The organism is Streptomyces mabaensis (genome assembly GCF_053763515.1).
Genome location: NZ_JBSOPZ010000012.1, coordinates 62396 through 74688, shown reverse-complemented (window position 1 = coordinate 74688; position 12293 = coordinate 62396). Strand labels below are relative to the sequence as shown.

Here is a 12293-nt window from a genome sequence, read left to right as displayed (position 1 = left end):
TTGTATGACTTCGGCGATTACAAGCGGGACTGCGGGCGGGCGCGGTGGGTCGCGCGGTGGGTCGCGCGGTGGGTCGCCCGGTGGGGCGCCTGTCATCCGGCGGGCTGTCGCGGGGGATGCCAAGCGGCTCACCCGGCTGGTGCGGACCTCCGGCGCGTACGAGGGGGCGTACGCCCCGATGGTCGCCGGGTACCGGGTCGGGCCCGACTACATCGAGACCCACCAGGTCTTCGTGGCCGTCGGCTCCGACGGCCTGGTGCTCGGTTTCTACGCGCTCGTCCTCACCCCGCCCGAGCTCGACCTGATGTTCGTCGCCGATGCCGCCCAGGGGCTCGGTATCGGCCGCCGCCTCATCGCGCACCTGACGACCGAGGCGCGCCGCGCCGGGCTCACGAGCGTCCGGATCGTCTCCCACCCGCCCGCCGAGGGCTTCTACCGCAGCGTGGGCGCCGTCCCGGCCGGCACGGTGGCCGCGAATCCGCCCGCGGTGATGGGGGACCGGCCGGAACTCATCCTTCCGGTGGGCGGCCCGCTGCCGTGAGCAGTCGCACGTACGGGTGTTGTGGCCGGGAACCGCGATACCCCGGGCCGTGACCGGGTACCCGAGCAGAGCAGACCGCACGTGCCGGCCGAACGGGGAGCGCCCATGAGTACCGAACTCCAGGTCGTCGTCGTGCTCCTGGTGGTCCTGGCCGCCGTCACGCTCGGATTCGTCATCGCCCTGGTCGTCCGGCTGGTACGGGCACGCGGTGAGCTGCGCCGGGCCGGCGTGCCCGCCGGAAGCCGCTGGGCGTTCTGGGGTGCGCTGGCCTACGTGGTGCTCCCGGTCGACCTGCTGCCGGACCCGGTCTTCCTCGACGACATCGGCGTCCTGCTGCTGGCCCTGAGGTCGCTGCACGCGACGGCGGACCGGGAAGGCGCCTCACCGTCCGCGCTTCGGTGACGCCCACCGACGACGCGGGCGCAGCCGACGCGCGCTCAGCCGGCCGGGCATGGAAGCGCGCGCACGGGGCAGCCGGGTGGGAGCGACCGGCCTGCCCGCCGAAGTGAGGAGTCCCACCGTGCTGTTGGCCCACCCCGTCATCCTGAGGAACCTCGTCCAGCGCTACCAGTCCCTCGCCGAGCTGCACGCGGACGCCGGAACCCCTGCGAGTCGGCGGGAGTTCCAGGACGTCGCCTACCTGCTCTGTGTGGCGACCGGGACGAGCGACGTCAGTGCCGCGCTGATCGCCGCCCGTTACCGGCTTCCCGGCGCCCGGACGGGCGACGACTCGCTGCTCGGCGGCGCACCGGAGCGGGTCGTCTGAACGGCCGGCCGGCCACGCGCGAGACCGGCGGGTCCGCCGCCCCGCGGACCCACCGGCCTGTTCAGCACGTCAGCTTCAGAAGACACTCACGCCGTACGCGCTCAACGCCTCGGTGACCGGCTGGAAGAACGTGGTGCCGCCGGAGGAGCAGTTGCCGCTGCCGCCGGAGGTCAGACCCAGAGCGGTGCTGCCGGAGAACAGCGCGCCGCCGCTGTCGCCGGGCTCGGCGCAGACATTGGTCTGGATCATGCCGTAGACGACGTCCCCGCCGCCGTAGTTGACGGTCGCGTTGAGGCCGGTCACGCTCCCGCCGCGCAGGCCGGTGGTGCTGCCGCTGCGCTGCACGGACTGTCCGACGTAGGCGTTGCCGGCGCTCGTGATGTCGCGGTAGGAGCCGTTGTACAGATAGACCCTGCCGTCGGCGGCCGAGGCGTTGGAGTGCCGGATGATGCCGTAGTCGTTGTTGGGGAAGCTGGATCCCGCCCTCGACCCCAGGAGCGTGGTCTGGGACGAGTTGGTGTACCAGGTGCTGCCGATGTTGGTGCAGTGGCCCGCCGTCAGGGCGTAGTACGTACTGCCGCTGCGGACGTTGAAGCCGAGCGAGCAGCGGCCGCCGCCGGCGTAGATGGCCTGGCCGCCCGCGATGAGCTTGTTGAACGTGCCGGGCGTGCGCCGGATGTCGAGTGCGCCGGCCCGGTCGCCGGCGGCCTTTCTGAGCTCGGCCAGTTCGGCCGCGGAGACCGTCTCGTCCACCGTGACGACAAGCTTGCCCGTCGCCTTGTCCGCGTACCACGCGGTGCCGGGGACATCCGCGTCGAGCACGGCCTCGCTCGTCCGGGCGAGCTGCGCGGCGGTCGCCCGGGTGTTGTCGGGGGTCTCCGCGACAGCGGTGGGGGCGGCCAGCGCCGAGACGGCCAGAAGGCTCGTCGCGACGGCGAGCAGGGGGGGAAGCGCTTGATGTTCACTACATCCTCCGATGGGGGGGGCGGGGCCCGCTGGGTGGGCGGGTCCGGCGGCGCGGCGGCCGGGACGCGACGCCTGGCAGTGACGTCATGACCCTGACAAACCTTGCCGGTAGGAATACTCAACTCCGGTTCGATGTACGGCAAGATCGGCTTTCGGACGCTCTACGCGCGTCGAGTCGAGGGCCTGCGAGCCGGGCCCGTCGGCCTCCGCGGCGGGAGTCCGGGCCGCGTCCCGGAGGACCGAGGCGAGGCCCGGTGCTCGTTTGCTGGAGCACGGAAGGGTGAGACAAGTGGCGGAAGGTCCGCGTGAGTTGGGGGAGGCGCCCGACTCCCTTAACTGGAACGCCATTTCCCGTTTCCGCTGCTGAGCGTTCCTGTGATCCGGCGCTGTGTCACCCGCCGCGGCCCGCAACGGACATGCGCGGTTCTGGTGCGTGCGCGGTGGCTGGTGCACACGCGCCCGGCCGGCCGGCGAGACCGGGGGCCCGCCGGTCGGGGCCGTTGGCCCGGGCGCCGACGGACACCGTTATGCGTCAATCGCCACCGTTCGCCCGCCGGACACCGCTGTCCGGAATTCGACTCGCGGTTCTCGCGCCGTGTCGGATACCAACCCGAGGTTGACAGAAAGTGCAACTTTAGACACCGTGGCCAACATGAACGCATGGCCGGGACCCTCCGCTGAGCCCTGTTATCTGGACGAACGGTCCGGCAGGACCTATCCGCTCGACGGGCTGCGCTGGCGCGGCGACGACGGCGCGCCCCTGACCGTCGGGCCGCTGCCCGGCATCACCCGCGCCGACGTGGACACCGGCACCCGCTCGCTGTGGCGCTACCGGGGGGCCCTGCCCACGGACATCCCGCACCCCGTCTCACTGGGCGAGGGCTGTACGCCGTTGGTCGAGAGGTCCTGGGACGGCGAGCAGGTCGGGTTCAAGCTCGAGTGGTTCAGCCCGACCGGCAGCTTCAAGGACCGCGGCACCAGCGTGATGATCTCCCTGCTCGCACAGCGGGGTGTCACGGAGGTGATCGAGGACAGCTCCGGCAACGGCGGAGCCTCCGTGTCGGCGTACTGCGCCGCGGCCGGTATCCGGGCCAGGATCCTCGCGCCCGAGTCGACATCGCCGGCGAAGGTCCTGCAGAGCAGGGCGTACGGCGCCGACGTCGTACTCGTACCGGGCGGCCGGGAAGCCACCGCGGCCGAGGCGATGCGACGGGCCGCCCACACGTACTACGCCGGCCACAACTGGCATCCGTTCTTCCTGCAGGGCACAAAGACACTCGCGTACGAACTGTGGGAGGACCTCGGCTTCACCGCTCCCGACAACATCGTGACCGTCGCCGGCGCCGGCAGCACCGTACTGGGCTGCGACCTCGGTTTCTCGGAACTGCTGGCCGCGGGGGCGATCGCGCGCAGGCCCCGGCTGCTCGTCGCCCAGCCGGCCAACTGCGCGCCCCTGCACGCGAGCTTCCACGCCGGATCGGACACGCTCGTCCCGGTCGAGTACGCACCGACCATCGCCGAGGGCGCGGCCATCCGGCAGCCCGTCCGGCTCCCCGAGGTGCTGAGAGCGATCCGGCGGTCGGGCGGAGACATGGCGGCCGTCCCCGAGGCCGGTATCGAGTCCGCAGTCCGCCGGCTGGCCGGGATGGGGCTGTACGCGGAGCCCACCAGCGCGACCGCTGCCGCGGCGATCGAGGTCTTCCGGGCCCGGGGCGCGATCGAGCCGGGACAGACCACGGTGGTTCTGCTGACCGGTTCGGGCCTGAAGGCCGCCACCACGATGAACCGCCTGTTCACTCCGGAAGGCCCCGGAGGCACCGAAGGTCCGGCAGGCCCCGACCGGGCGCCGGGCGGTGCCGGATGAGCGCCGAGGACGAGCTGCTGCTGCGGGAAGCCGATAAGATCGCCGTCGCTCTCGGCCGGATGTTCCCGGGGCTGTGCGAGGTCGTACTGCACGACCTGCGCGACCCCCGGCACGCCGTCCGGGCGATCGAGAACAACCTCTCCGGGCGCGCGGTGGGCGAGGCCGCCACCGAGCTCGGCCTCGCCCGTATCCAGGACCCCGGCTACCCCGGCGTCATCCAGAACTACCCCAACCGCTTCCCGGACGGCCGCCCGGCCAAGAGCACGTCCATCGGCATCAAGAACAGCGCAGGGACCTATGTGGCCGCGCTCTGCCTCAACCTGGACGTGTCGCTGTTCGCCAGTGTGTCGAAGAGCCTGGACAACCTGATCAGGACCGACGAGCAGGCGCAGCCGCTCGCCGAGACGCTCCGGGCCCGCACCATCGAGCAACTCGGCGCGGTGGTCGAGGAGTTCGCGGCAGCCCGCGCGCAGACGCCGCGCGGGCTCACCCCGGCCGCCAGGAAGGAGCTCGTACGGTCCCTCAAGGCGCGGGGTTTCCTCCAGGTGAAGCACTCCGTACAGGCGCTCACCGAGATCCTGGGCATCTCCCGGGCGACGGTCTACAACTACCTGCGCTGACCGCCGCGTCTCAGGACGTCTGTGCCTGGTCGTGGAGCGCCTTCGCCTCGTTGCCGAAGTACGGACCGAACATCCTGTTGGGCAGGAAGGTGTAGCCGAAGCTGTTCACCGAGACCTGCAGACCCACCCCGGTGGACTCGTTGAACGAGACGAACCAGGGACCGCCGCTGGATCCGCCCGTCATGTTGCAGCCCAGGCTGTGGTCCTTGGAGAACAGGAAGTCCTTCGAGGAGTTCCCGCTGCAGTGGATGAGCTTGGAGCCGTCGTACGGGGAGGCCGCCGGGAAGCCGAAGGCGTACATGGCCTTGTTGTAGCCGCCGTTGAACTGCAGCCCCTGCGCTCCGACGACCTGGGTCAGCTTCTGGCCGTTCAGCGGGTTCACCACGGCAGCGCCGATGTCGTAGTTGATGTCCTCACTGGCGGCCCACTGCGGGGTGGCCAGCGTCTTGGACGCGGTCCATGTGCCGTACGGGGCCTGGCCGTTGTCGTAGGCGGGGACGAACACCCAGTTGGTGTGCCAGCTGCCCTGGTACTTCACACAGTGCCCGGCGGTGATCACCGTACTCGCGTTCTGACTGGTCACGGCATTGCCGGAACACGATGCCGTGCGGCCCTGGAAGGTGAAGAACACCCGGCCGGAGGTCTTCACGACCGCGCCGCCACCGGTCCAGGGCCCGCCGGCCTGGGGGAAGGCCTTGATACCGGTCGACGTGGCCCCCGCCGACGGGCTGGTGGGCGCGACGGTGGTGGGTGCGCCGGCTGCTCTCGGCTCCTGAAGCGCACCGGGACGGACGGCGATCTGGTCCAGCGGTGTCGCCTGGCGCATGCGCTCGGCGGTCCAGAAACCGCTGACCTTCTGCTGGGCGGCTGCCGAGGTCGCCGCGGCGGGGCCGGCCACCGGTGACGGGGGCGCCGGCGCCGGGGTGGCGCCGGCCGCGGTGGCCTGAACTCCGGTGGCGAGCAGAGCGGCCGCGGCGAGCAGTGTGCCGGCGGCGGCGGTGGGACGGGGACGCCTCACGCGTACTCCTTCTGCCAGGGACCCGCGGGGTTCCGCGCGGTCCGTGTGGGGGCCGGACCGGGGTGTGAGCGGTCCGGGCAGACGAGGGGTGCGGATTCGAAGTGCGAGAGGCAGAGTGACACGAATGGGCGTGATTGTCAGGAGCGCATCAAAGAAATGCGCCGCCACTGCCGCCGGTAGCGGGCACAGCGGCATCTGCGCAACGGGACGTAAACCACCGGGAGTTGACGAACCCCGTGCCCCGCCTGCGCGGACAGCGCGTTCCTGCTGACGCGGTGTCCGATCACTGAGGCCCTGTCCGCCTGGACGGACAGGGCCCCGTGTCTCGGCCCGTCAGGCGCGGCCGGTGGCGGGGTCCGTGCTCGCTTCGAGCATCGCCTCCCGGTCGACGATCTTGACCCGCTCGCGTCCCTCGGCGGCGCCGAGCGCGCGCTCCGCCGCGTCCAGGCGGTGCCATCCGTCCCACGTCGTGTAGGGCACACGCTTGCCGTCGAGGTACGCGACGACCGCGTCCTCGCCCGGCGCGGCGGGCGAGTGGAGCCGGTCGTTCCGGTGATCGTCGAGCAGGCACGCGACGGTCTCGTTCGCGTCGCCCTTGGTGTGGCCGATGAGCCCGACCGGACCGCGCTTGATCCAGCCCGTCACGTACGTGGACGGGAGGTGCTCGCCGTTCTCGATCACGCGCCCGGCCTCGTGCGGGACGGTTCCGGTCAGGAAGTCGAAGGGCAGCTTGGCCAGCTCGGAGGAGAGATAGCCGACGGCCCGGTAGACGGCCTGTACGTCCCAGGTGCGCAGCTCGCCCGTGCCGGTGACATTGCCGGTGCCGTCGAGCCGGGTGCGCTCGGTGCGCAGTCCGGTGACCCGGCCGTCCTCGCCGAGAATCTCGGTCGGGGACTCGAAGAAGTGCAGGAAGAGCTTGTGCGGCCGGTCGCCCGGGTCCCGGATCGCCCAGTTCTCCAGGGTCGAGGCGACCATGTGGGCCTGCTTGTTCGCGCGTCGCGTGGCCGTGCTGCCCTCGTCGTAGTCGATGTCCTCGGGGTCGACGATGACTTCGATGGTGGGGGAGTGGTCGAGCTCGCGCAGCTCCATCGGGCTGAACTTGGCCTGGGCGGGGCCGCGCCGGCCGAACACATGGACTTCCATGGCCTGGTTGGCGGCGAGTCCCTGGTGGACGTTCGGCGGAATCTCGGTGGGGAGCAGCTCGTCGGCGGTCTTCGCGAGGATGCGGGCCACGTCCAGGGCGACGTTCCCGACCCCGAGGACGGCCACCTTCTTCGCGTGCAGCGGCCAGCTGCGGGGCACGTCGGGGTGGCCGTCGTACCAGGACACGAAGTCGGCGGCGCCGAAGGAGCCTTCGAGGCCGATACCGGGGATGTCGAGAGCCCGGTCGGCGTCGGCGCCGGTCGAGAAGATGACCGCGTCGTAGAACTCGTGGAGATCGTCGAGGCTGATGTCGTTCGGATAGTCGACGTTTCCGAACAGGCGTATCTGCGGCTTGTCGAGGACCTGGTGGAGTGCCGTGACGATGCCCTTGATGCGCGGGTGGTCCGGCGCGACGCCGTAGCGGATCAGGCCGAACGGGGCGGGCATCCGCTCGAACAGGTCGATGGACACGCCGGGGTCGGCGGCGGCTTCGGACTTCAGCAGCGCGTCGGCGGCGTAGATCCCGGCAGGGCCGGCTCCGACGATCGCGACCCTCAGGGGTCGGGGCATGGAAAGGTTCCCTTCGACTGGTCTCGTACGTCACCCTCGCCCCGGTGGTACGCGTGCGGTAGCCGTCTCTGGCCTATGAACCCATAAGCGTCGTTTATGGGAAGTCCAAGCATTGCTAGGGTGTGCTTGCAGCTGATGTACTCTGCCTGCAGTGTTTAGCTGTCCGACCGCATGCCATGGTGGGGAGAGGCCCTCGTGCGACAGAACCCGGCCCGGCGCACCGCGCTGCTCGACGCGGCCATCGAAGTCCTCGCCCGCGAGGGCTCACGGGGCCTGACGCTGCGCGCCGTCGACGCCGAGGCGGGGGTGCCCACCGGCACGACGTCCAACTACTTCGCCAACCGCGCCGCACTGCTGGCCCAGGTCATGCACCGCACCGGCGAGCGCCTGACCCCGGACGAGACCGAGCTCGCCGGCACCATGCAGGCCCCCCCCTCCCGGGAGATGACGGCGACGCTGCTGGGGCAGCTCGTGGACCGTATGCGCCGGGAACGCAGTACGCACCTGGCCATGCTGGAGCTGCGGCTAGAAGCCACCCGGCGGCCCGAACTGCGAACCGAACTGACCCGGTTCCTCGGCGAGCAACTGGAGGGCAACATCCGCTTCCACCTGGACGCCGGCCTGCCCGGCGACCGCACCGGTGTCGCGCTGCTCTACCTCGCCATGCTCGGCCTGATCGTGGACGACCTCACCGCGCCCGGTCTGCTGGGCCCGTATCCGGTCGACGACCTGATCGCGACCATGGTGGAGCGCCTGCTGCCCACGAACGCGCCCGACGCACCCTGAGCACCGGTCCCGCTCCCGGGAGCGGGACCGAGTCCGGAACGGTCACAGGAACCGGCGGATCGGCACGACGGCGGCCTCGCGCGCCCGCTGGGCGACCGAGCGCCGCTTCCAGCGCCCCTCGACGATCCGCTCGCTCACCGCGAGGTCCTCTTCGAAGTGGCGGTCCAGGACGGCGGTGAACTCCTCGTCCAGGACCGCGAGCATGACCTCTTCGTCGTGGTCGAGGGAGCGGCGGTTGAAGTTGGTCGAGCCGATCAGCGCCGCCGTCCGGTCCATGGTGATGACCTTGGCGTGCATCATGGTCGGCTGGTACTGGAAGATCTTCACGCCGCAGGCCGTGAGGTCTTCGTAGTAGTGCTGGCCGGCCAGCTGGCAGACCCGCTTGTCGGTGTGCGGCCCCGGCAGGAGGATCTCCACCTCGACGCGGCGGCGGGCGGCCGCGCAGAGCAGCTCGATGAAGTACGCGTCGGGCGCGAAGTACGCCGTGGCCAGCCGCACCCGTTCCTCCGCGGACTCCAGCACGACCCGGATCAGCGTCTGCATGTCCTGCCAGCCGAAGCTGGCCGAGCCGCGCACCACCTGGACGATCGCGCCGCCCTGCGGACGGTGCCCGACGAAGCGGTCACGGTCGTCGAAGAGCTCGTCGTGGCACTCGGCCCAGTTCTGTGCGAACGCGGCGGCGATCCCGTCGACGGCCGGGCCGCTCACCCGTACATGGGTGTCCCGCCACTCGTTCTCGTTGCTGGCGTTTCCGCACCACTCCTCGGCGATGCCGACGCCGCCGGTGAACGCCACGCTCTCGTCCACCACGAGCACCTTGCGGTGGCAGCGGTGGTTCTGTTTGAACGGGGACAGATAGAGCGGCTTGCGGAACCAGGCCACCTGCACGCCGGCCCGCTCCATGGCGTCCAGCTGCTCCTTCTCGATCAGCCGGCTGCCGAAGCCGTCCAGCAGCAGCCTCACCCGCACGCCGTTCCGTGCTCGGTCGGCCAGTGCCTCGGCGAACTGGCAGGCTATGTCCCCGCGCCAGTACACGAACGTCATCATGTCCACCGTGTGCTCGGCGGAGCGGATGCCGTCCAGCATCGAGGCGAAGATCTCATCACCGTTGCGCAGCGGAACCACGGCATTGCCCTCGGTGGCGGCAATGCCGATCAACCGCTCCAGCCGACGCCGTATGCGCGCCGCGCGCTCCTCGAACGACGCGGAAGGCTGCTCGCGGGGCGCCTGGGTAGTCGCGGCGGGTGGATTGTGCGTGCTTGTCATCTCGTCACCTAGGTCGGGGCGGGGGAACCGGCTCCACTGCCGGTGTCCTCCTGCCCCGCGTGCGACCGGACACCACCAGCCATCGACGGGGATCCTATGCCCCCGGCACCGACAGCCCACCGGGCGGCGGCCGCGCCCGGACAGCACCTACACTGGCCGCGATGTTCACCCCCACGGGTCCCACCCTCCGCGAACTGGCCGTGCAGGCGCTCTCCTCGATCGAGCGCGGCTACGATCTGCTCGCTCCGAAGTTCGACCAGACGCCGTTCCGGACCCCGGACTCCGTGCTGGACGCGGTGGTGGGCGCTCTCCGGCCGCTGGGGCCGTTCGACACGGGGCTCGATGTCTGCTGCGGTACGGGCGCCGGTATGCGAGTGCTGCGGCAGGTGTGCCGGAAGCGGGTCACCGGCGTCGATTTCAGCGCGGGCATGCTCGCGGCGGGCCGGGCCGCGCTGCCGGAGGCCGCCGGTGCGCCCGTGGTGGACTGGGTACGGGCCGACGCCCGCGCCCTCCCCTTCGCACCCGCCTTCGATCTGGCGCTGAGCCTGGGCGCGTTCGGCCACTTCCTGCCGGAGCAGCGGCCCGCGCTCTTCGCCCAGGTGTACGCGTCGCTCCGGCCCGGTGGGCTGTTTGTCTTCCCCGTGGCAGCGCCGCCCCGGTCCGGCTCCCTGGTCTACTGGGCGCAGTTGGGGTTCGATACGGCGATGCGCGTGCGCAATGCGCTGTGGCGCCCGACGTTCGTCATGTACTACCGCACCTTCCGGCTCCCGGAGGTGCTGGCCGAGCTGGCGGACGCCGGGTTCGCGGTCGAGTTCCGCCCCCTGACGGAGTTCGGGATTCGTCAGGACGGCAGCCCGCGCTGCCGCCTCGTGGTGGCGCGGCGCACCTGACCGGGGGCGGAGCCCTGAACCGGACCCCACCCCCCACGCATGCGAAATGCGCCGGGCGTTATGAGCCCTCGGGGCATTCCTTCCAGGCGAGATGGTAGATGGTGCTGATTCCGGCGTCCGTCGAGTCCATTGTCATGAAGCTCGTCGTCTTCTTCGGATCGGAGGTGCCGGCATTGACGCGCAGTTCGGTGTTGATGTTGAAGTTGCGCTTCTCACCGCACGGCGCCCACACCAGCGCGGCGACCTCGGTCTCGTCCGACGTCTGCCAGTTGTCGTTGTACGGGCCCTTGAACGGATGCGTTTTGTGGACCGTCTGCGGCATGCCCTGGAAGTAGTAGTTCGCCTTCTCCTGGGCGGTCGCGCCTTTCTCCAGGTACGCGAATCCCCGGTAGTCGGCTCTGGCGATGGCGTAGGTGAAGCCCTGGGGAACATGCACGCGCAGATTGAGCTGGCAGTTCTTCCGGAAGTCCGTCGGGGAGGCGCCCACGCCCACCTGAGCGAGGTAGTCGCTGTACGTCACGGTGAACGCGGTGTTGTCGGGAGCGACGGCCACGGCGGCGGTGCCCTCGGGGCAGCCCGATCCGTTGACGGTGGCGAGTTCGATCACGATCTTGTCGGGCGGCGCCACGAGGGTCGCGGGTGAGCTCTGCGCGGACGTCGCCGAGACGAATAACGCCGCGACAGCGCCGCCGACAGCCAGAGTTCTGCGCATGGGTGTTCTCCATTCGTTCGCCGCGAAGCCGAGTGGGGCGATATTCGGCCGCGTGGCGTGGACGGATTGAAGGGATAGCCGGGGGGCTTGCGAGGTGGCGCGCATATCTCAGCACCGCGCAACGGAATTGGGAAGACCGCCCAGCCGTGGATTACGCCGCCGGCGGTGTCATCCGGCGTGATCCGGCCGAATTAGTGATCGGCCGGAACAGGTCTCGAAAGAGCGCGGAAATATCAGAGCGACCGGCGCGCCAATCCGGCGTCGGTACGCTGCTCGACCGGCCGACTGGCCGGGACCGGCGGGTTCCGTGTCTGGCCCGCGACGAGTGAGGCGAGGACGACAAGCGCTCCCAGGGCCTGCACCGCGGTGAGTTGCTGGTCGAGAACGAGCCAGCCCAGGATGGTGGCGACCACCGGGCTGAGCAGGCCGAGAAACGTGACGTCGGTGGGGGACAGGGCGCGGATCCCCCGGAACCAGAGGGCATAGGCGAGCGCGGAGCCGACGATCGCGAGGTAGCCGTAGCCGGCCAGGTTCGCGGTGCTCAGCGTCGCAGGGGGCGGTCCCTCGACGAGCAGGGCGACCGGAAGCAGCAGCAGGCCGCCCGCGACGAGCTGCCACCCCGTGACCGCGAGGAGCGGCGCCGGCGAGGACCATCGCTTGCTCAGGACCACCCCGGTGGCCATGACGACCGCGCCGCCGGCCGCCGCCGCGACGCCCAGGGGGTCCAGCCGTGCGTCGGCGCGCAGGACGAGCAGGCCGACGCCGGCCACACCGGCCACGGCGGCAGCCGTCGTACGCAGCGTCAGGCGCCGGCCGAGCAGGCCGGCCGAGAGGCCGGCGACCAGGAGCGGCTGCACGGCGCCGATGGTCGCGGCGACCCCGCCCGGCAGCCGGTAGGCGGCGACGAACAGCAGCGCGAAGAACACCCCGATGTTCAGGGCGCCGAGCACGCCTGCCCGCCACCACCACGTCCCCCGCGGCAGGCGCCGGGTGAGCAGGACGAGTACGACGCCTGCCGGCAGCGCCCGCAAAACCGCGGCCAGCAGGGGGCGGTCCGGCGGCAGCAACTCGGTGGTGGCGAGGTAGGTGCTGCCCCAGACGATGGGCGCCAGCGCGGTCACCAGAATGATTCCCATCCGATTTCTTAGCAC

General features: G+C 70.8%; 13 protein-coding genes. 7 read left to right on the top strand and 6 right to left on the bottom strand.

Annotated features, from left to right (window positions below):
- Positions 1-4 precede the first annotated feature (4 nt).
- The 3 genes from ACWV17_RS13055 (at position 5) to ACWV17_RS13045 (ending at position 1307) form a co-directional block, all read left to right on the top strand.
- Positions 5-541: a GNAT family N-acetyltransferase gene (locus ACWV17_RS13055; RefSeq protein WP_455359804.1), complete on the top strand. Its 537-nt coding sequence runs from the start codon at positions 5-7 to the stop codon at positions 539-541.
- Positions 542-646: 105 nt separating this feature from the next.
- Positions 647-943: a YkvA family protein gene (locus tag ACWV17_RS13050; RefSeq protein WP_455354818.1), complete on the top strand. Its 297-nt coding sequence runs from the start codon at positions 647-649 to the stop codon at positions 941-943.
- A gap of 118 nt (positions 944-1061) precedes the next feature.
- Complete coding sequence (locus ACWV17_RS13045) at positions 1062-1307, top strand: DUF5133 domain-containing protein (protein WP_455359803.1); 246 nt, start codon at positions 1062-1064, stop codon at positions 1305-1307.
- Positions 1308-1382: 75 nt separating this feature from the next.
- Here the strand turns inward: ACWV17_RS13045 and ACWV17_RS13040 are convergent, their stop codons facing one another.
- Positions 1383-2285: a S1 family peptidase gene (locus ACWV17_RS13040; RefSeq protein WP_455359889.1), complete on the bottom strand. Its 903-nt coding sequence runs from the start codon at positions 2283-2285 to the stop codon at positions 1383-1385.
- A 640-nt stretch (positions 2286-2925) separates the two neighbouring features.
- On the opposite strand from ACWV17_RS13040, the gene ACWV17_RS13035 reads away from it, so the two are divergent.
- Together ACWV17_RS13035 and ACWV17_RS13030 are read left to right on the top strand one after the other, a co-directional pair.
- Positions 2926-4137: a threonine synthase gene (locus ACWV17_RS13035; RefSeq protein ID WP_455359802.1), complete on the top strand. Its 1212-nt coding sequence runs from the start codon at positions 2926-2928 to the stop codon at positions 4135-4137.
- Complete coding sequence (locus ACWV17_RS13030) at positions 4134-4757, top strand: helix-turn-helix transcriptional regulator (RefSeq protein WP_455359801.1); 624 nt, start codon at positions 4134-4136, stop codon at positions 4755-4757. The genes ACWV17_RS13035 and ACWV17_RS13030 overlap by 4 nt, the downstream gene beginning before the upstream one ends.
- 10 nt (positions 4758-4767) lie before the next feature.
- On the opposite strand, the gene ACWV17_RS13025 is transcribed toward ACWV17_RS13030, so the two are convergent.
- Both ACWV17_RS13025 and ACWV17_RS13020 read right to left on the bottom strand, forming a co-directional pair.
- Positions 4768-5775: a trypsin-like serine peptidase gene (locus ACWV17_RS13025; protein WP_455359800.1), complete on the bottom strand. Its 1008-nt coding sequence runs from the start codon at positions 5773-5775 to the stop codon at positions 4768-4770.
- Positions 5776-6108: 333 nt separating this feature from the next.
- Positions 6109-7488 carry an FAD-dependent oxidoreductase gene (locus ACWV17_RS13020; protein WP_455359799.1) on the bottom strand — a complete coding sequence of 460 codons (1380 nt, stop codon included), beginning with the start codon at positions 7486-7488 and terminating at the stop codon, positions 6109-6111.
- Between the two features lie 195 nt (positions 7489-7683).
- Between ACWV17_RS13020 and ACWV17_RS13015 the strand changes: the two genes are divergently transcribed.
- Entirely contained in the window at positions 7684-8274 is a 591-nt protein-coding gene (locus ACWV17_RS13015; protein ID WP_455359798.1) for a TetR/AcrR family transcriptional regulator, read from the top strand.
- Between the two features lie 42 nt (positions 8275-8316).
- On the opposite strand, the gene ACWV17_RS13010 is transcribed toward ACWV17_RS13015, so the two are convergent.
- Positions 8317-9540 carry a phospholipase D-like domain-containing protein gene (locus ACWV17_RS13010; protein ID WP_455359797.1) on the bottom strand — a complete coding sequence of 408 codons (1224 nt, stop codon included), beginning with the start codon at positions 9538-9540 and terminating at the stop codon, positions 8317-8319.
- 161 nt (positions 9541-9701) lie between these two features.
- Between ACWV17_RS13010 and ACWV17_RS13005 the strand changes: the two genes are divergently transcribed.
- Positions 9702-10430 carry a class I SAM-dependent methyltransferase gene (locus ACWV17_RS13005; protein WP_455354809.1) on the top strand — a complete coding sequence of 243 codons (729 nt, stop codon included), beginning with the start codon at positions 9702-9704 and terminating at the stop codon, positions 10428-10430.
- A gap of 58 nt (positions 10431-10488) precedes the next feature.
- On the opposite strand, the gene ACWV17_RS13000 is transcribed toward ACWV17_RS13005, so the two are convergent.
- Together ACWV17_RS13000 and ACWV17_RS12995 are read right to left on the bottom strand one after the other, a co-directional pair.
- Positions 10489-11142 (bottom strand): DUF4360 domain-containing protein, encoded by a 654-nt coding sequence (locus ACWV17_RS13000; protein ID WP_455359796.1) that lies wholly within the window; start codon positions 11140-11142, stop codon positions 10489-10491.
- A 233-nt stretch (positions 11143-11375) separates the two neighbouring features.
- Positions 11376-12278, bottom strand: coding sequence for an EamA family transporter (locus ACWV17_RS12995; protein ID WP_455359795.1), 903 nt, complete (start codon positions 12276-12278; stop codon positions 11376-11378).
- Positions 12279-12293: the final 15 nt, after the last annotated feature.